Raw genomic sequence first — 20,359 nt, 5'->3', positions numbered from 1 at the left:
CCATAGGGAGGTGGGAAGCGCTCCGTGGCCAACTCGGCGTCCGGTGATTCCGTGGTGGATCGCATCGTCCGGATCATCGAAGCTTTCCCCGAAGGGTCCACGTCCCTGCAGCTTTCCGAACTCGCGGACACTGCCGGCTTGCCGCTCACAACCGCCCATCGTTTGGTCCGGCAACTAGCCGATCACGGTCTCTTGGAACTGGCCTCTGGCGGAAATGTCCGCCTGGGCCTGCGGCTGTGGGAACTCGTCAACCGCAATTCACCCACTTTGGCCCTCCGGCAAGCCGCGTTGCCGTTCATGGAGGACATCCAGCAGGTCCTGAACCAGAACGTGAACCTCGCGGTGCTGGACGGCTGGGAGGCGTTGTTCGTTGAGCGGTTGTCCCGCCGGGGATCCGTGGCCAACCGCGCCCGTGTGGCAGGCCGCATGCCCGTTCACATCTCCTCGGCCGGGCTCGCGCTGATGGCCAACCAGCCACGCGAGCACCAGGCTGAGTACCTCAAGCAATTCAGGGACCCTGCCGGAAAGGTGACGGCCGACGTCGTCCGTCACCTTTTGGCCGAAACCGCCCAGCAGGGGTACGCGCAACTTGCGGGCGTGGTGGATCCGGACACGTGGGGCATCGCGGTACCGGTCGCGGACGGTAAGCGGCGCACTGTGGCGGCGCTCGGCGTCGTGGTCCCGCTTGCTGAGATGCGCCTGCAGGCGCTGGTCCCGGCGCTGCAGACCGCGGCCCGCGGCATCGGGCGTCAGCTTGGGGAACAACGGAAGGCTTAGCGAATTTCCGTTGAACGGAATTCGTCTAACACCGACCATGCGGTGGGAGTCACACTGATCAGCAGAACCCACCGCAGCCCTCCAGCCGCGGTTCCGCAATGAAGCGAGGAACACCATGGCACGCAAGACCATCACCACCCAAGTGGCCATCATGGGCGCAGGCCCGGCCGGCCTCATGCTCTCCCACCTGCTGGCCACAGCGGGGATCGAATCCACCGTCATCGAGGTCCGCAGCCATCAGCAAATAGCCGAAACAGTCCGTGCGGGAATCCTGGAACACGGCTCAGTGAACCTGCTCGTGGACAGCGGCGTTTCCGACCGCGTGCTGCGCGACGGCGACCGGCACGACGGAATCGAACTGCGGTTCAACGGCGAAAGCCACCGCATCGACTTCAAGGAGCTGGTGGGGGAATCGGTGTGGCTCTACCCGCAGACCGACGTGTTCCTCGACCTCGCCGCACGGCGAAATGGCGACGACGGCGACATCCGCTACAGCGTCACGGACACCACTATCCACAACCTCGAAGGCAAGCCGAAAGTCTGGTTCACCGACGCCGAGGGCCAGGAATTCGAAATCCAAGCGGACTTCCTGGTGGGTGCCGATGGTTCCCGCAGCCACTGCCGCTTCCAGGTCCCGGAAGCGAACCGTAAGTGGTACTTCCACGAATACCCGTTCGCCTGGTTCGGCATCCTCGCCCAGGCTCCGCGCAGTTCAGACGAACTCATCTACGCCAATTCCGAGAGCGGCTTCGCCCTGATCAGCCAACGGACCGAGAATGTGCAGCGCATGTACTTCCAGTGCGACCCCAAGGAAAACGTGGACGATTGGGACGACGAGCGCATCTGGTCCGAATTCCGCAAGCGCGTCAACGGAAACGGCTTTGAGCTCAAGGAGGGGCCGGTCCTCGAAAAGATGGTCCTGCCGTTCCGCAGCTTCGTCCACACCCCGATGCGCCACGGGAACCTGTTCCTCGCCGGCGACGCAGCCCACACCGTCCCGCCGACGGGTGCCAAGGGGCTGAACCTGGCTCTCCACGACGTCAAAGTGCTCTTCGAAGGCCTCGAGTCCTTCTACTCAAACGGTTCCGACGCGCTGCTCGAGTCCTACAGCGACCGCGCCTTGGAACGCGTCTGGAAGGCCCAGCACTTCTCCTACTGGATGACGTCCATGCTGCACACCGTCCCCGGCTCGGACGCCTTCGGCCGTGCCCGCCAGCTGGGCGAACTCCACTCCGTGGTCTCTTCCCGGCACGCCCGTGCGTACTTGGCTGAGTCGTACACGGGATGGCCGGGGGCGAAGTAGTCCCGCCGCGAGCGGCCTGGCGCCACCCTGGATGCCTGGCGCGGCGAGTATTCCGGCGTCGTCAGGCATTCCCCGGACCGGCTGGCTATTTGCGCGTCGTCAGGTACCGGATGCCCCAGCTGGCTTCCCAGACCTCGCCGGGTTCCAGCCAGCGTAGGCCTTCGCCACTGTTGAAGGCGTCGGCCGGGGCCGTCATCGGTTCAACCGCGACGGCGGTCACCATGCCGCGGTCGGTGGCGAACTCGTTCGTGGTGAATGCCTGGACGTAGCCGAAGGAGGCGTCCATGAGCAGCTGAACTTGGCTGCCGTCGGGCGCCTCCAGATAGTGCAGTGAGCTGCCATCGTCCTCCCGGCGGACATCGGCCCATGCATCGTCGAGGTCCACGGAGCCAACCAGCTGGCCCGTGCGGAAATCGCTCGGCGTGCCGCTGACGTCCGTGGTGATTCCGCTCGGGTTCAAGCGTTCGTCCACCTCGATGTGGGTATCGGCGTTGATGTAGAGCGTGAGTTCCTCCGTCGGTACGCTGCCCAGACGGAGGAAAGGATGTGCACCGAGCGCGACCGGCGCGGATCGGTGGCCCGTGTTTTCCAGGCGATGCGTGACAAGCAGACCGTCCTCCACGAGCTGATAGCGGACCGACGTCGCCAGCTCAAAGGGGTATCCCGGCTGTGGGGAGAGCCCGGCGTCGAGCGTGATGCTGTCCGCGGTGCGCGCACTGATCCCGTATGGAGTGTGCGTCAGCAGTCCGTGCAAGGCGTTGCCGTTGTCCGGTTCCGTGATGTCGAGTTGCTGGGGGATGCCGTTGTAGCTCCAGGTACCTCCGGCCACCCGGTTGGGCCATGGGACCAGGACCCAGCCAGCGCACCACGGCGGTTGGACGTCGGCAGGGTAGTCCTGAACGAGGGCCACGCCGTCGACGTCGAGCTCCCGTAAGCTTGCGGCGACTTCCGTCACCACAACGCGCTGGCTGCGGCCGCCGATGCGAGCCGTGAGTTCGAAGTGTTCGCCCATGGGCGATGGCGCACGGTGACGCGGTGCTTGATTGAGGGAGGGGGCTTGATTCGGCATGGTCGGCCTGACTAAGGAGTAGGGATAGGGAAGGCGCCGGCAGGATCAGCAAGGAATTGCGTGAACGCCAGTTCTGCCGCTCCGATCATCATCAGGTCGGAGCCGAGGGCAGCTCGGTAGATCTTTACTTGGCCAGCCGGTCCGTCCATGGCCTGGGACCGGAGCAGGCTGTCCAATGTCCCGGGAGACAGAGTGTGCAGGACACCAAGGAAGCCATCCAGGACGATCGCTTCCGGGTTGAAGATGTTCACGGCGTTCCGAAGGGCAATGCCAAGATACTCGAGCTGGCGTGCCACCTCGGTGGCCACAGCTTCGCTGCTGTTCGCCCGAAGCGCTTGCTCGAGTTGGCTGGCGTCGCCGCCACCCAACCCTGCCAGTTCAAAAAGCGGTGACTGGGAGACTTCCGTTTCAAGGCAACCGGTGGCGCCACAGTGGCAAGCCTTGCCGGACGAGCGGACAAAGGTGTGACCGAGTTCCCCGGCGTAGCCCGATGCCCCGCGAAGCAATTCTCCGTCAGCGATAACTCCACCACCGATGCCGCTCGCGCCGCCGTTGAGGAAGATCAGGTTCTTCTGCCCTGCACCGGCGCCGAAGAGTAGCTCGCCCTCCGCGCCCAGTGATGCGTCATTGGCCGCGTGGCAGGGGTAGCCGGTGGCCTCGCTAAGCATGCTGGCCACCGGTTCATTGCGCCAGCCCAGGTGCGGGGCGTGCCGCACTACGCCGTTGTCACGGTTGACGAGCCCGGGCACTGCGATGCCCACACCGGTGATCCGGTACGAAGCGTCCAGCTCGGACCGCATGCCGGCGATGACCGCGGCGGCAATGTTCACTGCTTCCCTGGCCGTCGGGATCCGCTCGGTCTCGAAACGGATCTTTTTCTGGACCTTCCCGCCGAGGCCGACAAGTCCTATGGTGACGGCGTCGATCTCGGGGTTCACTGCCAGCGCAGCGATGGACGGGATCGGATGGACGTTGGGGCTGGGCCTTCCCACCTGGGCTTCACCCGACGGCGCCGTTTCATACACGAGTCCCAGGGACACGAGTTGCCCAATCAGCGTCCCTACCGTGGACCGGTTGAGTCCGGTGCGTTTGGTCAGCTGGGCGCGGCTGAGCACGCCGTTGTGATGGACAAGCGAGGTCAGCAGCGCCAGGTTGTTTCGCCGCGAGGGATCGGGCTCGCTGGCGGTGGCGGGAGTTCGGGTGGGGGAGGGCATCATCGCGACAATATCAGCTGCCAAACACCGTGCGGTCCAGGAAAGCGTTGCGGAACTTTCCTGACGGATCCAAGCGGCCTGCCAGTGCGATGAAGTCACCAAAGCGGGGGTACAAGGGCGCGACGGCGGCAGCACCGGCGTCGAACAGTTTGCCCCAGTGCGGCCTCGCCGCGAACGGGCCCAGTTCCGCTTCCAGCAGCGGCAGGATAGCCTCGACCGCTGGCTGGTCCTGGCGCCAAGTGAAGTGCAAACCGATGCCGTCGCGGCCGTAGTTGGCGCTTAGCCAGAGCTGGTCGGCAGCCACTGTGCGGATCTCGCCCACCAGCAGCAGGGGAGTCACCACGTCGGAAAGCCTGCGCATGGTGCGGAGCGCGTCCACGGCGTGCTCCCGGGGGATGAGGTATTCGCTTTGCAGCTCGTCGCCCTGGCTCGGCGTGAATTCCATCTTGAAATGGGCCAGCCTGTCGGACCACGGCCCGGGGACGCCAAGCTGCTGGGTGCAGTTGCTCCCGGACACGCCGGGAAGGGGATGCCGGGCTTCCGTTGCTGGGGTACCGCCGAAGAAATCCGACGTTTCCGGCGCGGGATCGCTGCTGCGTCGCTTGAGCCACGCCTGCCCCACGGTCTCTCCGCTCCAATCGGTGAACAGGCTGACGCTATACGCAGAAGAGGTTATCTGGTCGAAGTTTTCCAGGACGAGGTCCCAGTTAAGGTTTTCGAAGACGCTCTGGGCGACGTCGAAGCTTGGTTGGATGTCCAGGGTCAGCTTGGTGACGATGCCCAGTGCGCCGAGCCCCACCACCATGCCGTCAAAATCGGTGTCACCGCGGTGAGCACTCAGAATGCTACCGTCCGCGGTGACCAGTTCAAGGCCCGCGACGGCGGTGGCCAGGTTGCCGTTGGCGTCCCCGGAGCCGTGCGTGGCAGTGGCGACAGCTCCGGCCACGGAAATGTGGGGGAGCGATGCCAGGTTGTGAAGGGCGAAACCTTGACGCTGGAGTTCTGCCGCGAGTGTCCCGTACCGCGTGCCACCGCTCACGGTGACGGTCATGTTCACCCGATCTACGCTGATCCCCGGGGCCAGCCGGTCCAGCACCACGAGGGTGCCGGCCGTATCCGCGATGGAGTTGAACGAATGCCGGGACCCCAGCGCCCGGACCTGCCGGGACCCTGCCACCAGCGCCTGGAGTTCCTCCACGCTTGCGGGGTGGGCGATCTGCGGTGCCTGGTAGCTGTAGTTTCCTGCCCAATTGCGTTCGGCCACCAGCTGATCAGTCACGGTTGAATCCTTCGTTCAGGGGTCCGGGCCAGAGGTGCCCGGCATATTTGATGTTTACAACAACATAACAGTGCGCTGGCCGCTACACCAGAACTTTCGCGAAATTTCGGCGCGGCCTCCCAAGGAATTTTATTGGCGCAGGTGGTTGACATCACAGGAATCCATAATATGTTGGATAGCGAAACAATTAGCCCCAGCGGGCAAACCCACCTCAACTACCCGGAGCACTCAATGACGATTCAGCCCACCCGTGAAGACAAGTTCTCGTTCGGCCTTTGGACCGTGGGATGGGAGGCGCAGGACCAATTCGGTTCGGCCACCCGCCCTCCCCTGGACGCCGTGGAAGCCGTCAACCGGCTCAGTGACCTCGGCGCCTATGGCATCACGTTCCACGACAATGACCTGTTCCCCTTCGGCTGCTCGGCTGCCGATCGCCAGCGCGAAATCGACCGGTTGCAGGGAGCGCTCAAGTCCACGGGGATGATCGTTCCCATGGTTACCACCAACCTGTTCAGCCACCCCGTCTTCAAGGACGGCGGTTTCACCAGCAACGACCGCGGCGTCCGCCGCTTCGCCCTGCGCAAGGTGCTGGACAACATCGATCTCGCCGCTGAACTCGGCGCCGAAACCTTCGTCATGTGGGGCGGCCGTGAAGGCAGCGAATACGACGCTGCCAAGGACATCCGCGGCGCGCTGGAACGCTACCGCGAGGCCGTGAACCTGCTGGGCGACTACGTCACGGACAAGGGCTACAACATCCGCTTCGCCATCGAACCGAAGCCGAACGAACCCCGCGGCGACATCCTGCTCCCCACCCTGGGCCACGCCCTGGCCTTCATCGAAACCCTGGAACGCCCCGAGCTCGTGGGTATCAACCCCGAGACCGGCCACGAGCAGATGGCCGGCCTGAACTTCACGCACGGTATCGCCCAGGCCCTGTACCAGGGAAAGCTCTTCCACATCGACCTCAACGGCCAGCGCAGCATCAAGTTCGACCAGGACCTGGTATTCGGCCACGGTGACCTGCAGAACGCCTTCTCCCTTGTGGACCTGCTCGAAAACGGCGGTCCCGACGGCCCGTCCTACCAGGGCCCGCGCCACTTTGACTACAAGCCCAGCCGCACCGAGGACATCGACGGCGTGTGGGACTCGGCTGCCGCGAACATGCAGACCTACCTGTTGCTCAAGGAGCGCGCCAAGGCATTCCGCGCCGACCCCGAGGTCCAGGAAGCCCTCCAGGCTTCGCGGGTGGCCGAAATCAACGAGCCGACCTTGAACCCGGGTGAAGGCTATGAGCAGCTGCGGGCCGACAAGTCCGCCTATGAGGACTTCGACGCCGACGCCTACTTCGGCGGCAAGGGCTTCGGATTCGTCAAGCTCCAGCAGCTCTTCATTGAGCACCTTCTCGGAGCGCGCTGATCTCATGACGCTGGTTACCGGGGTTGATTCCTCTACTCAAAGCTGCAAAGTGGTGGTCCTGGACGCTGAAAGCGGTGCGCCTGTGCGTTCGGGCCGGGCGAGCCACCCGGAGGGAACAGAAGTCCATCCGGACGAGTGGTGGCGGGCGCTGTCCGCAGCGTTCGACGACGCCGGCGGGCTGGCCGATGTCAGCGCACTGTCCGTCGGGGGCCAGCAGCACGGCATGGTGCTGCTGGACCGCGAGGGCAACGTGGTGCGGCCGGCGCTGCTGTGGAACGACACCCGCTCGGCCGGCTCCGCCGAGGATCTCACCGCTGAAGTAGGGGCGGAGGACTTCGCCCGGCGGACCGGGCTGGTGCCTGTGGCTTCGTTCACGATCACGAAGATCCGCTGGGTCAGGGACCAGGAACCAGAAAGCATGGCGAGGGTGGCCGCCGTCGCGCTCCCCCACGACTGGCTCACATGGCGTCTCCGCGGTTACGGCCCGGCGGGCTCCAGCCCGTTGGGGCCGGACCTGGACGCGCTGACCACCGACCGCTCGGATGCCAGCGGCACCGGCTACTGGAGCCCGCTGACCGGACGCTACGATCTGGACTTGTTCAAGCTGGCGTTCGGCCAAGACGCGCGGGAAGCCTCGGGCGGGACAGCGACGGCGGCGCCCGGCGTCGTCGTTCTTCCACGCGTGCTGGGCCCTGGCGAAACCGCAGGCCGCGTGCATCCGGCGTGTTTCGGCGGCATCAGCGCAGGCGAGACGCTGGATGGTGGGATCCTGCTCGGTGTCGGGGCGGGGGACAATGCCGCCGCGGCATTGGGCCTTGGAGCCAAACCCGGCGACGTCGTCGTGTCCGTGGGCACCAGCGGCACCGTGTTCGCCGTCGACTCTTCACCCGGACGTGATGCGAGCGGGACCGTGGCGGGCTTCGCGGATGCCAGCGGGGAGTACTTGCCGATCGCGGTGACGCTGAATGCCGCCCGCGTGCTCAGCTCTGTTGCGGCAGTGCTCGACGTCGACTTCGACGAGCTTTCCCGGCTCGCCTTGGAGGCCGAACCTGGCGCGGGAGGTGTGGTGCTGGTGCCGTACTTCGAAGGGGAACGGACACCCAACCTGCCTCATGCAAAAGCTAGTTTCCACGGCCTCAGCATCGCCTCCACCACCCGCCCAAACATAGCGCGGGCGGCCATCGAGGGCATGCTGTGCGGGCTCGCCGGAGGCCTTGAGGCGCTGCGTACCCAAGGTGGCCGCGCTGAGCGGTTGCTGCTGATCGGAGGTGCCGTTCAGAATCCCGCCGTGCAACGGATTGCAGCGCAGGTGTTCGACCTTCCCGTTGTGGTTCCAAGCCCCGGCGAATACGTGGCCCGCGGCGCGGCGGTGCAGGCGGCATGGGCGCTCGCAGGGCACCGTCCGGACTGGCCGGTTGCCGTGGATGCCACGCCCGAGCCGGATTTCCGGGCCTCGATCGGCCGGAACTACAGGAAGGCCAGTGCCCGCGTTGACACCGGCAACTGAACCGCTGCTCGTCAGGACACCGCTTCTGGATTCCCTGAACCAGGACCCGGTGCCTGCATCGGGCGATCCCGTCCGGTGGGGAGTCATTTCCACCGGACGGATCGCGTCGACCGTCGTGCAGGACCTCGCGCTCCTGCCCGACGCCGTCCTGCAGTCCGTGAGTTCCCGGACCCAGGAGAACGCGGAGGCGTTTGCCGCCGAGCACGGTTTCCAGGGCGCCTATGGCGACGACGGCGGGCTTCCGGGATACCAGCGTCTGCTCCAGGATCCTGCGGTAGATGTTGTCTATGTGGCAACGCCGCACACGAGCCACTATGCGGTGACGAGGGCTGCCCTCGAAGCAGGGAAGCACGTGTTGTGCGAGAAACCGTTGACCATCAGCGCCCGTGAAGCAGTGGATCTGGTCCGCCTGGCACGGGAGAAAAGCCTGTTCCTGATGGAAGCCGTATGGACCCGCTTCCTTCCCAGCGTGCAACGGGCGGCGGAAATCATCGCATCCGGCGAACTCGGCGAGATCCGGTGGCTGCAAGCTGATCTCGGATTTCCCGCGCCGCACCACCTGGAATCCCGGCTGTGGAAGCGCGAGGACGGCGGAGGCGCCCTGATGGATGTGGGTGTGTATCCGCTGACGTGGGCGCTGTTTAGCCTGGGACGCCCCGACTCGTTGGCCGCCACGGCGCACATCACCGATGGCGGAGTGGATTCCGAGACCGCGCTGACGTTGTCCTACTCGTCCGGGGCGCAGGTCCAGGCCATGACGTCATTGACCGCGGCCACCCCGCAGACGGCCACCGTATGCGGCACGAAGGGGATGCTGCGCTGCAACGCCCCGCTGTTCAATCCAAGCGAGCTAACCATCACCTCCGGCTCCGGCGAGCAACGTGTGGAGAAATTCGCTACGGTCGGCCATGGCTATACGTACCAGTTGCGCGAAGTGATTCGCTGCCTGCAGCAGGGCCTGCTCGAGAGCCCCACGATGCCGTTGGCGGATACCCTGACCACCATGTCCCTCCTGGATGAAGCACGTAGCCAAGCGGGAATCAGCTACCCGGGGGACTGGGGACCAACGGCGGGGGCTTCGCATGACTTTTTGTCAGAGCCAGCCGATACGGTTTGTCGCATTAAATGTTGTGTTCCATGTTGACGGGAAGCTAGCCCAGAACGAGTTCACGGGCGTCCGGACTGGACGGTTCTCAAAGAAGACCTCTTACTTGATCGTCCAGGTGGACCAACTGCGCTGACACGACCAAACGGGAATGTTCCGAAGTAGCCTGAGACTGCCTCGTTGCGTTTGGGGGCGACTCGCGTCCCCGCCCCCGGCGCAGGATCGTCGCCAGGCCGCACGGCACGGTCCAAATGGCCCGGAACCGCGGAACCCTGAATGATGATGAAGATCACCTTGTCGAAACAGGATTCTGGAGGAAACATGCCCGCCACGTCGTCGCCCGGAAGAGTGGGCGATGTCCGCAGGCAGAACCTGGCACTCGTGCTCGCCGGGATCCAGGGGAACAGCGGGGCCACGCGCGCGCAGCTTGCCGCGGAAAGCGGCCTGACGAAGGCCTCCGTTTCGAGCCTGGTAGCCGATCTGCTTGAGTCCGGCCTGGTCATGGAAACAAGTGTCACCCGCGACGGAGAACGGGGACGGCCCGGAACCGGTCTTGTCCTCAATCCGGCTCGCGGCGCTTTGGCCGCGGAAATCAATGTGGACTACCTCGCGGTGGGAGTCCTGGACTTCGCAGGGGAACTGGTCTTCCACGAAACCCTTGAACGGCACAACCGTGGGAGCCGGCCTTCCGACATGCTGCCGCTCCTCGTCGCCATGGCTCAGCGGGCAGCGGCAAAGGCGGCGGACGCGGGCGTCGAGCTTCTTGGCGGGGAACTGACGGTGCCCGGATTGGTGGATACGGAACACAACGTGGTGGTGGCCGCACCGAACCTGGGCTGGGCCGACGTCGGGCTCTCCGAAGAGCTGCCCCGGCTCCTGCCCGAAGCCCCCTTCGGAGTGACCCTCTCGAACGAGGCCAATAGCGCCGCGCTCGCGGAACTCTGGTTTGGCCACGGCGCAGATCACGGTACAAGGGATCGGTTCCGGGACTTCCTGTACATTTCCGGCGAAGTGGGCGTTGGTGGCGGCCTGGTCATGGCCTCCCAGCTCTTCGACGGCCCCCAGGGTCATGCCGGTGAGATCGGGCATGTGGTGGTGCATCCCGACGGCCCGCTGTGCGCCTGCGGCGGCCACGGTTGCCTTGAGACCCTCGCGGGCCAGGACGCCATATATTCTGCTGCAGGAATACATCAGGGTTCGACTTCAAAGCAAATGGATCACCTGCTGAGCCGCGTTGCCGACGGCGACAAGCTCGCGGTTTCAGCGGTGGAACAGGCCGGACAATACCTCGGAATCGCGGTGGCCTCCACGGCACGGGTGGCGAACATTTCCTCGGTCGTGCTGGGCGGGCACTTCGCGGCACTTGAGGCGTGGATCGCGCCCGCACTGCGCCGGAGTCTGGACCACTACGCGCCGGGACTGATCCCGGAAGGAAACGTGGCGTTCTCCGGACTGGGGCAGATGGGGGCCATCAGGGGTGCCGCGGCCACCTCAGTCCGGAGAATTCTGGGCCAGGCCTACGAGCTGATTCCCTGAACCTCTGCGACCGGAGCCGCCAACGCGGTCAGCTCCACGAGTTCCGGCCGTGCAACCGTGCTTTCGATCGACACCGCTGAGCCACTGCGGGCAGATGCCAACACGGATTCCATGACCTCCAGCGCATGGAACGCCAGCTGGCCTCCCGCCCGCGGTTCGGCCCCGGCCGGGGTTGCCGCGAGGTCGGCAATGCCGAAGCCCCGGCCCGAATCGATGTAGCCGGCCGAGACCGGAAGCGTCTGCCAGGAGTCGGCGCCGAGCGTGAAAAGCTCAACGTCGCCGTCGAAGTGGTTCGGGTCAGGAACAACGAGGGACCCTGTGGCGCCGTGGACCTCGATGTTGGGCGACTTGGTTTTCACAGCGTCAAAGCTCATCACAAGCGTGGACAATGCTCCCGAAGCATGCACCAGGACCCCGGTCACGTGCGAATCGATGGTCACCGGGATCACTTCGCCCTCGCGCGGTCCCGAACCAATGGTGCGCGTGTTCCGCGTGTGGCTTGAGGCTCCAATGACCGAGACCACCGGGCCCAGCAGCGTGACCAGCGCGCTCACGTAATAGGGGCCCATGTCCAGCAGGGGTCCGCCGCCGGGCAGGTAGTAGAAATCAGGATTGGGATGCCAGCGCTCGTGACCCGGGGTGACCATGGTCGCCGTGGCCGAGATCGGCGCGCCGATCAGTCCGTCGTCGATTGCCTTGCGGGCGGTCTGGATGCCGGTACCGAGCACCGTATCCGGAGCGCATCCGACCACGACGCCGGCCTCCCGCGCCGCGTCGAGCACTTGCCGTGCCTCGGCGGTCGTCGCGGCGAGCGGTTTTTCCCCATACACACTCTTGCCGGCGGCGATCGCCTTCAAAGCGATCGGCGCATGCGCAGCCGGAATGGTGAGGTTCAGGACGAGCTCGACGTCGTCGGCCGCCAGGAGCTCGTCGACGGTCACCGCGCGAACGCCGTCGTAAGAATCGGCGACCGCTTGCGCGCGTGCGGCATCGAGGTCCGCGACAGCCACCAGGTCAATGGCGTCCAGCCGGCGGAAGTTTGTGAGGTACTGGGCGATGATGGCGCCGCACCCAATGATTCCTACTTTGATTGGCTTGACTGTGTCTAGCGGCTTGCCCACAGCATGCCCCTTTCGATGATGGTGCGGACGTTGCTGTCCTGGAGGATTTCCACCCTGTGTCCTGGGGTGCACACGAAGATCCGTCCTTCGGCCCACTGCCGGGTCCAGATCGCAGGGGAGGTGACCTCCCGGTTCCACGGGTCCCATTCGCGGACCTTCTGGGTGGTGGTGGCGAGGACGTCGATGTAGTCGTCCGAGAGGACCCAGTACTGCTCGGTGACCAACTCAAAGTCGCTCAGCCCCTGCGTGATGGGATGGCTGGCGGCGGCCGGGAGCATGTTGACGGTGTACGGCACGTAGTTGTCCGACTGCTCGCCGATGCGTTCGTCCGGATGTTTGCCCGGGTGGCAGGCGAACTGGCCGCCGATCATGTGCAGGTAGTCCGAGTTGTTCCGGTAGGAATCGGCGATGCCGCCGTGCCAGCCGGCAAGTCCGGTGCCGTTTTCGACGGCGGTGCGGAGCCCCTCGAACTCGTCCTTCTCGATGGTGGACATGGTCACGCATTGCACGATCAAGTCCACGCCGGACATATATGCTGAATCGGCATATACCTTGGGGGATTCCTCCACCCGGACGTCATAGCCGTTGTCCTTGAGGAACGGGATAAAGAGTTCTGTGGCCTCGAATGGCTGGTGGCCATCCCAGCCGCCACGGACCACCAGGGCGGTCTTCTTGTCAGTCATGGTTTCCTTTGCTTAGAAATACGGCCATACAGCCGAAAAACGAATGGTCAGCGGCTTGAGAATGCCGCGTCGAAAGCGGCGACCGGCGGGGCGATGGCGGCGAGTTTCCGGACCATGGCCAAGGATTGCGGCGCGCCGACGAGTCGGTCCATGCCCGCGTCTTCCCACTCGACGCTGGTGGGCCCTTCGTAGCCGATGGCGTTGAGGGTGCGGAAGATTGGCTCCCATTTCACGTCGCCGTGGCCTGCGGTGACGAAGTCCCAGCCCCGGCGCGGGTCCGCCCATGGCAAGTGGGACCCGAGCCGGCCGTTGCGTCCGTTGAGCTGGCGGATGGATTCCTTGACGTGCATATGGAAGATCTTCGGCGCGAAATCCTGGAGGAACATCACCGGATCCAGGTCCTGCCAGATGAAATGGGACGGATCGAAGTTCAGCCCGAAGCTCTCCCGGTAGCCCACAGCTTCCAGGGCACGCTTTGCGGTCCAGTAGTCGTAGGCGATCTCGGAGGGGTGGACTTCCAAGGCGAAGCGGACCCCGACTTCGTCGAACACGTCGAGGATCGGGTTCCAGCGGTCCGCGAAATCCTGGTAGCCGCGCTCGATCATCGCCTCCGAGGCGGGCGGGAACATGGCCACTGCTTTCCAGATGGAGGAGCCCGTGAATCCCGTGACGGTCTTGACGCCGAGGCGTGCCGCGGCCCGTGCCGTGACCTTCATGGCCTCCGCAGCGCGTTGACGCACCCCTTCGGGATCACCGTTGCCCCAGACTTCATCGGACAGGATGTCCCGGTGGCGCTCGTCGATGGGGTCGTCGCACACGGCCTGGCCGGTGAGGTGGTTGGCGATCGCGAAGACCTTGAGGCCGTTCTTCTCAAGGATGTCGAGGCGTTCCTGGACGTAGCCGTCGTCGATGGAGGCCCGGTAGGGGTCCAGGTGGTCGCCCCAGCAGGCGATTTCCAGCCCGTCGAAGCCCCACTCGCCGGCGAGCCGGGCGACCTCTTCGAAGGGTAGATCGGCCCACTGGCCGGTGAACAGGGTGATGGGTCTTGTCATCGGGGTTCCCTCCTAGACTTTCTGCCAGCGGCTGGACTCTGCGGCGCTGCCTTCGACGGCGGCAAGCACCTTTTGCACTTGCAAGGCGTCCGCGAACGACGGCGAGGGCTGCTCGCCTGCGCCGATCGCGGTCACGAGGTCCACCACCTGGTGCGTGAAGCCGTGCTCGTATCCAAGGCCATGGCCGGTGGGCCACCAGTTGCCGACATAGGGGTGTTCGGGTTCCGTCACGAAGATCCGGCGGAATCCGGCGTCGGGCGATTCGGCGGCGTCGTAGAAGGACAAGACGTTCATGTCTTCGAAGTCGAACGCGAGGGACGCCTTGGTGCCGTTGACCTCCAGGCGCATGGCGTTCTTGCGTCCGAGCGCGAAACGCGTGGCCTCGAAGACCCCGACGGCGCCCGCGGAAGTAGTGCCGCCGTCGAGCCCGTCGCCAGAAAAGCGGGCGGTGAAAATGGCGGCGTCATCGACGGTGACCGAGCCACGCGGCGCATCCGCGCCGACGTCGCCATGACCGCCGAGTCCCACGAGGTCTCCGGCCAGCGGGCGTTCGTGGACGAAGGTTTCCAGGAGTGCGGAAACGCCCGTGATCTGCTGCCCGGTGACCCACTGCGCGGCGTCGATGCTGTGCGCTCCGATGTCGCCCAAGGAGCCCGATCCGGACTTGGACTTGTCCAGCCGCCAGGTCATGGGCGCGTTTTCGTCGCTGAGCCAGTCCTGCAGGTACTGGGCCCTCACGTGCCGGATGGTTCCCAGCCGGCCTTGCTCGACCATCCGCTTGGCGAGCGCCAACGCGGGGGTGCGACGGTAGCTGAACCCGCACATTGAGACCACCCCGCGTTGCGCTGCGGCTTGGGCGGCTTCCGTCATGCGCTCTGCCTCCGCCACCGAATTGGCCAGCGGCTTTTCGCAGAGCACGTGCTTGCCGGCCTCAAGGGCCGCGATCGCGATCTCGGCGTGCGTGTTGCCCGGGGTGCAGATGTCGATCAGGTCGATGTCGTCCCGCTCAAGGAGCCGGCGCCAATCAGTCTCCACCGATCCCCAGCCGAGCTTGCCCGCGGCGGCCCGGACGCCGTCGTCGTTCCGGCCGCACAGTGCGGTGAGCTGGGGGTCCAGCGGGAGATCGAAGAACCGCGGCGCTGTCCGCCAGGCGTGGGAGTGGGCGGCGCCCATGAACGCGTAGCCGACCATGCCGACGCGCAAGGGCTTTGCGGTGGTCATTGAGTTTCCTTTCGTGCTCTTCAAAGAGCGTTGGCTATTTGCTGAATCCGGCAGTCAGTCCGCTGAGCAGCTGACGGCGGGCCACCACGTAGATGACCAGCAGCGGCAAGGTGGCGAGCACCACGGAAGCCAGCACGGCGGGGATGTTGACACTGAATTCGCCCTGGAAGGTCCACAAGGACAGCGGGAGCACTCGCGTGGACGGGCTTTGGGTGAGGATCAGCGGGAAGAGAAAGCCGTTCCAGACTCCCAGTGCGTTGTAGATGCCCACGGTGACGACGGCGGGGCGCGTCATGGGCAGCGCGAGGCGCCACATCATGGCCCAGTCCGAGCAACCGTCGAGCCGCATGGACTCGAACAACTCGTTGGGAACATCGCGCAGGAAGTTGCTCAGGATGAGGACGGAAATAGGAATGGCGAACGCGATGGACGGGAGGATCAGCGCCAACAAGGTGTCATAGAGATGCGCCTTGGTGATCATCCAGTAGATCGGGATGATCGTGGCATGGAGCGGGATCGCCAGGCCCAGGAGGAACGTGTTGTTCGTCCACGCCAGGAACCGGCCCTTGCCGCGGACAATCGCGTAAGCGGCCATGAACGAGACCAAGAGAGCAGGCACGACGCTGCCCACGGTGACGATCAGGCTGTTGGCGAAGTACATGGCGAAGTCGTTGTCCAGGACCAGCTTGTAGTTGTCCAGGGTCGGCTCGGTGGGCGGCATCATCGGGTTCGAGGTGAAAAAGCCGGCTTGGTTCTTCAGGCTGGTGACCACCACGTAATAGATGGGAACGATGATGACCGCCAACCACAGCCAACCGCCCAGACCGCCCAGATAGTTGGGACGGAAGCGTCCGGGCCCTTTGGTCCGTTTTGCTCGGGGGCCATGATTGTGGTCTTGGTTGTTGCTTAGCGCGGTGCGCCTTGCCGGCGGTACGGGAAGCTGGGTTGTGGAAGCCATCAGGCACCTTCCAATTGGCTTGCGTTGCGGTTCTTGCCACCGAGTCGTTGCAGGATGAGGGCCAATGCAAGGCCGATCACCACGAGGATGACGCCCAGGGCACTCGCGGCTCCCATGTCGTTGGCCTTGAAGCCCGTCAGGTACATGTGCAGCGGTAGCAGCCGCGTGGAGTAGCCGGGTCCGCCTCCGGTGAGGACGAAGACGAGGTCGAAGTAAGCCAGCGAGCCGACCACCATGAGGGTGGAGGAGGTGATGATGGTGTACTTCAACTGGGGCAAGGTGATGGCGAAGAACTGCTGGACGCGTCCTGCGCCGTCGATTTGGGCCGCTTCGTACAGCGACGCCGGGATCTGGCGCACGCCGCCTTGGTAGATGAGCGTGTGGAACGGCACGAACTGCCAGGCGATGACGAAGACGACGACGAACAGCACCAGATCCGAGTTGCCGAGCCAGTCCTGGGCAAGGAACGGAAGGCCCAAGCCCGGGCCAAGGCCGAAGTTCGGGTCCAACAGGGCCTTGTACGCGATAGCGACGGCGGCCGAGGAGAGCAGCAGCGGCACGAAGTACAGGACCGCGAGGGCTGCACGGTATTTCTGGGAAGCGGAAGTGAAGACGCCGAGCAGCAGGCTGATGGGAGCCTGGACGATGAAGGAGAAGAACATGATCTTGGCGGTGACCCACAGCGCGTTGCCGGTGACAGGATCAGTCAGGACCGTGGTCCAGCTCGACAAGCCGTCCAGTTTGATTTCGCCCAGCCCGTCCCACTTGGTGAAGCTGAGGAAGAGCACGCCAAGGAGCGGGATGATGGCGAAGAGGAGGAAGAAGACGAGGGCTGGTGCGGCCAGCCACCCCGACGGGCCCTTTTCAAGGACCCGCCGGGAAGAACCGGAAGAGAAGGACACTGGTTACTTTCCGATCGTTGCGTTCATGGTTGAGACGAACTGATCGGGGCTGATCTTCTTCAGGAAGATCTGGTCCAGGTTCGCCAACATAGCGTCTCCCTGGGCGGGGCTAAGGGCCTGGTCCCAGGAGAGGGTGAAGCTCGGGGCGTTCTTGGCCATGCCGTACACGTAGCTCAGGAAGTCCTTGTCCGGCGATGCTGCCAGCTTGCTCTCGATGCCCGTGGTCACGGGAACGGCTCCGGAGTCGATCAAGGCCTGGGTGTCCGCGTCGGTGAACATTCCGCTCTTGACGTAGTCGAGCGCAGCCTTCTTCTGGCTGTCAGTGGCCTTGGAAGAAATCGACCAGAAGTTGGACGGGTTGCCTACCACGTTGGCCGGATCGCCCTTGCCGCCGGAAACGCTCGGGAACGTGATGTAGCCCAGTTTGCCGTTCTTGACGAAATCCGCCGCGTCCTTCTTCATGCCCTGGTAGATCCAGCCGCCTTGCAGGATCATGGCTGCCTTGCCGGTGTAGAGGAGGGCCTGGTCTGCGTTGCTGTCGGCAGCGATGGAGGAGAAGCCATTGATGAATCCGCCGGCGTCAACCAGGTCCTGGATCTTGGTCAGGGCTTCCTTGACGGCTGGATCGGACCAGGCGCCGGGCTTGTTCGCGGCGATGTTCGCGAAGACGTCCGGTCCGCCGATGCGCTCCACCAGGTATTCCAGCCACATCAGGTCAGGCCACTTTGACTGGCCCCCGAGGGAGAACGGGGCAACGCCGGCCGCTTTGAACTTCGGGACCAGTGCCATCAGTTCATCCCAGGTCTTGGGTGCCTGGGCGCCGATCTTGTCGAAGACTTCCTTGTTGTAATACAGGACCACCGGCTGCACGTTGTTGTTCGGCAGGGCATAGGTTTTGCCGTTGATCACGCCGTTCTTGAGCACGGACGGCAGGTAGCGGCTCTTGACGTCGGGGTTTGACGCGATGAAATCGGACATGTCGGCCACCTGGCCGGAATCGACATAGGACTTTAGGACGCCGCCGCCCCAACCGTAGATGAAGGTGGGCCCTTGGCCGGCGCCGACGGCGGTGCGGACCTTGGTCTTGTACGCGTCGTTCGCGAAGAAGTCGAGCTTGATGGCCTCATCCGGGTGTGCTTTGTTCCATGCATCGATGGATTTCTGGAGCACGGGCTGGTTACCGCCCGTGAGGCCCCACATGGTGGCCGAATCGGCGTTGCCTGCAGAACTTGCCGGTCCGCTGGATCCGCAAGCTGCGAGGGAGATCGATACGGCCGCAGCAGTGACGGCGATCGCTGCTGAACGCAACGTGAGTTTTACCATTTGCAATTCCATTCGTCCTCCGGGCTCGACGTTGATTGCCCGGCTATTGGTTTCGGGAGTCCGGCCTTCGGGGAGCGAGGCTGCACTGCCGCTGAATATGCTTGATCCGAATCCTCGAAATATTTCGACAATCTTTTCGGTCCGTTAGGCAAATTTAGCTGTGGCCTGAGTCACCGTCAAGGACTTTCGTGGATAAAGTTCAACTCTTTTACGAAATGATGATTGACTCTGCGGGCGTTGGCACCCAGACTTGTGAAAACGAAATATTTCGAAAGAGTAGGGAGCCATGGCTAGTAACGAGCGCCCGGCCAAGCTGACATTGGCCGCCATCGCGCGGGAAGCGGGCGTCTCGATGCCTACAGTCTCGAAGGTAGTCAACGGGCGCGAGGATGTTGCCGCGGCTACTCGCGCCAAGGTTCTGACTGCCCTGGAGCGGACCGGGTACAAGTCACCGCTGCAGCGGAAGACCATCGCCGGCCGGCGGCCTGTGGTGGAGGTAGTGCTCGACACCTTGAACTCGGCGTATGGAGTGGAAGTGCTCAATGGCGTGCTGGAGCACGCCGCCGCCTCCGACGTCGAAGTCCTGCTCAACATCACCGGCCAGCAATCGGCATCGACGCTGAGCCCCGAGCAGAGGGCGCAGCGGATCATCGACGAGGGGCGCAGCGGCATGATCGTGGTGACCTCGGCCTTCAGCTCGGCCCAGTTGGATCCATTTCGACGGCGGCAGATACCTATCGTTGTCATCGACCCGCTCAACCCGCCTCCAGACGACGTGGTCAGCGTCGGCGCCAGCAACTGGGCTGGTGGCAAGGCTGCCACGGCCCATCTGCTGGATCTTGGCCACCGCCGGATCGCCTACCTGGGTGGGCCGGAAGCCGCCGAGTGCAACCAGGCCCGGCTTCACGGCTACATGGCCGCACTGATGGCGAAAGGGGTGCCCGTCGAGGAGCGCTACGTCCTGTCAGGACCCTTCCGCTCCGAGAACGGTGTGGCGGGAATGAAAACCCTGCTTCAGCTCGAAGATCGTCCAACCGCGATCTTCGCCGCAAGCGACAGCATCGCCCTGGGAGTGCTCGCCGAGGCCCGTCGGCAAAAGATCCGCATCCCCGAGGACATCAGTGTGGTCGGTTTTGACGGCACCTACCAGGCAGAGGAATCAGTGCCCCCTCTGACGTCCGTATCCCAGCCGCTGCAGGAAATGGGCCGCGCCGCCCTGCGGTTCGTGCTGCGCCAAATGCGTGGCGATGCGGTGGACTCGCGGCGGGTGGAGCTTGCTACGCACCTGGTAGTCCGCGAATCCACGGCGCCGCCGGCGTAGGTACTGTCAGGGCCGGTCGGGCGCCTCTTGTGAGCGAGCGTTTGGGTTTGAGGCCGTATATCTGATCGAGGATCGTGCTTTTGTGGCGCATAAGTGAGCGAGCGTCCGCACCATCTGACGCTCGCTCACTTATGTGGTTGTTTTCCCGAACGCTCGCTCACCTTTGCAGGGTTCCGACGACGCCAAAGTGACCCGCCGCCGTCGGGCATCAGGCCGGGGCATTGACGCCCGGTATTAAGACCGCGTCAAGATAAGCCGGCACCGTGTTAAGGAACCGTTAGAAACGGCTTTTCGCCGTATGCCGAGGAGTTGACTGACATCAGCCCCGCAAACGGGGCGCGGATGAAAGGACGTTCCAGTGGCCGACGTGGCTGTTGTGGGGATCTTCGTGGTGTCCATGGGGATCGTGATGTGGATAGCCCACCTTCTGGGGAAAATTGTCGACAGCGACGGGCCGGTGAACGGGCAGTGAGCGCGGACGCCGTGATGTGGCTGCTCCTGTTCATTGCAGGCTTGTGTCTCTTCGGCTACCTGTTGGCCGTCTTGATCCACCCGGAAAAGTGGTGATG

At 64.3% G+C, this 20,359-nt stretch carries 18 protein-coding genes; 8 read left to right on the top strand and 10 right to left on the bottom strand.

Annotated elements, in window-relative coordinates; translation table 11 throughout:
* The first annotated feature begins 24 nt into the window (after positions 1 to 24).
* Positions 25 to 777: an IclR family transcriptional regulator gene (locus ACX5I4_RS20935; protein WP_461838375.1), complete on the top strand. Its 753-nt coding sequence runs from the start codon at positions 25 to 27 to the stop codon at positions 775 to 777.
* A 115-nt stretch (positions 778 to 892) separates the two neighbouring features.
* The gene (locus ACX5I4_RS20930; RefSeq protein ID WP_461838374.1) at positions 893 to 2,080 is read left to right on the top strand and encodes a 4-hydroxybenzoate 3-monooxygenase; all 1,188 of its coding nucleotides are present in this window, start codon (positions 893 to 895) and stop codon (positions 2,078 to 2,080) included.
* An 85-nt stretch (positions 2,081 to 2,165) separates the two neighbouring features.
* On the opposite strand, the gene ACX5I4_RS20925 is transcribed toward ACX5I4_RS20930, so the two are convergent.
* The 3 genes from ACX5I4_RS20925 to ACX5I4_RS20915 form a co-directional block, all read right to left on the bottom strand.
* A complete protein-coding gene (locus ACX5I4_RS20925; RefSeq protein WP_461838373.1) occupies positions 2,166 to 3,092 on the bottom strand; it encodes an aldose 1-epimerase family protein in 927 nt (308 codons plus the stop codon).
* A 68-nt stretch (positions 3,093 to 3,160) separates the two neighbouring features.
* A complete protein-coding gene (locus tag ACX5I4_RS20920; protein ID WP_461838372.1) occupies positions 3,161 to 4,366 on the bottom strand; it encodes an ROK family transcriptional regulator in 1,206 nt (401 codons plus the stop codon).
* A 10-nt stretch (positions 4,367 to 4,376) separates the two neighbouring features.
* Positions 4,377 to 5,642 carry an FAD-binding protein gene (locus ACX5I4_RS20915; protein ID WP_461838371.1) on the bottom strand — a complete coding sequence of 422 codons (1,266 nt, stop codon included), beginning with the start codon at positions 5,640 to 5,642 and terminating at the stop codon, positions 4,377 to 4,379.
* A gap of 231 nt (positions 5,643 to 5,873) precedes the next feature.
* Between ACX5I4_RS20915 and xylA the strand changes: the two genes are divergently transcribed.
* From xylA to ACX5I4_RS20895, 4 genes are all read left to right on the top strand, one after another.
* The gene (gene xylA, locus ACX5I4_RS20910) at positions 5,874 to 7,061 is read left to right on the top strand and encodes a xylose isomerase (RefSeq protein WP_461838370.1); all 1,188 of its coding nucleotides are present in this window, start codon (positions 5,874 to 5,876) and stop codon (positions 7,059 to 7,061) included.
* Positions 7,062 to 7,065: 4 nt separating this feature from the next.
* The gene (xylB, locus tag ACX5I4_RS20905) at positions 7,066 to 8,568 is read left to right on the top strand and encodes a xylulokinase (protein ID WP_461838782.1); all 1,503 of its coding nucleotides are present in this window, start codon (positions 7,066 to 7,068) and stop codon (positions 8,566 to 8,568) included.
* Entirely contained in the window at positions 8,543 to 9,712 is a 1,170-nt protein-coding gene (locus tag ACX5I4_RS20900) for a Gfo/Idh/MocA family protein (protein ID WP_461838369.1), read from the top strand. The genes xylB and ACX5I4_RS20900 overlap by 26 nt, the downstream gene beginning before the upstream one ends.
* A 282-nt stretch (positions 9,713 to 9,994) precedes the next feature.
* Positions 9,995 to 11,209 carry an ROK family transcriptional regulator gene (locus ACX5I4_RS20895; RefSeq protein WP_461838368.1) on the top strand — a complete coding sequence of 405 codons (1,215 nt, stop codon included), beginning with the start codon at positions 9,995 to 9,997 and terminating at the stop codon, positions 11,207 to 11,209.
* On the opposite strand, the gene ACX5I4_RS20890 is transcribed toward ACX5I4_RS20895, so the two are convergent.
* The 7 genes from ACX5I4_RS20890 to ACX5I4_RS20860 are packed head-to-tail and all read right to left on the bottom strand — an operon-like array spanning position 11,191 to position 18,469.
* Positions 11,191 to 12,330 carry a Gfo/Idh/MocA family protein gene (locus tag ACX5I4_RS20890; RefSeq protein WP_461838367.1) on the bottom strand — a complete coding sequence of 380 codons (1,140 nt, stop codon included), beginning with the start codon at positions 12,328 to 12,330 and terminating at the stop codon, positions 11,191 to 11,193. The genes ACX5I4_RS20895 and ACX5I4_RS20890 overlap by 19 nt on opposite strands.
* Positions 12,315 to 13,013, bottom strand: coding sequence for a ThuA domain-containing protein (locus ACX5I4_RS20885; RefSeq protein WP_461838366.1), 699 nt, complete (start codon positions 13,011 to 13,013; stop codon positions 12,315 to 12,317). Before ACX5I4_RS20885 ends, ACX5I4_RS20890 begins: the two co-directional genes overlap by 16 nt.
* 47 nt (positions 13,014 to 13,060) lie before the next feature.
* Positions 13,061 to 14,065, bottom strand: coding sequence for a sugar phosphate isomerase/epimerase family protein (locus ACX5I4_RS20880; RefSeq protein ID WP_461838365.1), 1,005 nt, complete (start codon positions 14,063 to 14,065; stop codon positions 13,061 to 13,063).
* A 12-nt stretch (positions 14,066 to 14,077) separates the two neighbouring features.
* Positions 14,078 to 15,286 carry a Gfo/Idh/MocA family protein gene (locus tag ACX5I4_RS20875; RefSeq protein ID WP_461838364.1) on the bottom strand — a complete coding sequence of 403 codons (1,209 nt, stop codon included), beginning with the start codon at positions 15,284 to 15,286 and terminating at the stop codon, positions 14,078 to 14,080.
* 34 nt (positions 15,287 to 15,320) lie between these two features.
* Positions 15,321 to 16,244: a carbohydrate ABC transporter permease gene (locus ACX5I4_RS20870; protein ID WP_461838363.1), complete on the bottom strand. Its 924-nt coding sequence runs from the start codon at positions 16,242 to 16,244 to the stop codon at positions 15,321 to 15,323.
* On the bottom strand, positions 16,244 to 17,146 hold the full coding sequence (locus tag ACX5I4_RS20865; protein WP_461838362.1) for a carbohydrate ABC transporter permease: 903 nt from the start codon (positions 17,144 to 17,146) through the stop codon (positions 16,244 to 16,246). Before ACX5I4_RS20865 ends, ACX5I4_RS20870 begins: the two co-directional genes overlap by 1 nt.
* A 3-nt stretch (positions 17,147 to 17,149) precedes the next feature.
* Positions 17,150 to 18,469 carry an extracellular solute-binding protein gene (locus tag ACX5I4_RS20860; RefSeq protein WP_461838361.1) on the bottom strand — a complete coding sequence of 440 codons (1,320 nt, stop codon included), beginning with the start codon at positions 18,467 to 18,469 and terminating at the stop codon, positions 17,150 to 17,152.
* Positions 18,470 to 18,755: 286 nt separating this feature from the next.
* Between ACX5I4_RS20860 and ACX5I4_RS20855 the strand changes: the two genes are divergently transcribed.
* Positions 18,756 to 19,790 carry a LacI family DNA-binding transcriptional regulator gene (locus tag ACX5I4_RS20855; RefSeq protein WP_461838360.1) on the top strand — a complete coding sequence of 345 codons (1,035 nt, stop codon included), beginning with the start codon at positions 18,756 to 18,758 and terminating at the stop codon, positions 19,788 to 19,790.
* A 468-nt stretch (positions 19,791 to 20,258) separates the two neighbouring features.
* A complete protein-coding gene (locus tag ACX5I4_RS20850) occupies positions 20,259 to 20,357 on the top strand; it encodes a potassium-transporting ATPase subunit F (RefSeq protein ID WP_461838359.1) in 99 nt (32 codons plus the stop codon).
* The last annotated feature ends 2 nt before the right edge of the window (positions 20,358 to 20,359 follow it).

This window comes from Arthrobacter sp. MMS24-S77, from assembly GCF_054888235.1.
Note: the sequence above shows the minus strand (reverse complement) of the source record. Positions and strands in the feature narration are given on the sequence as shown.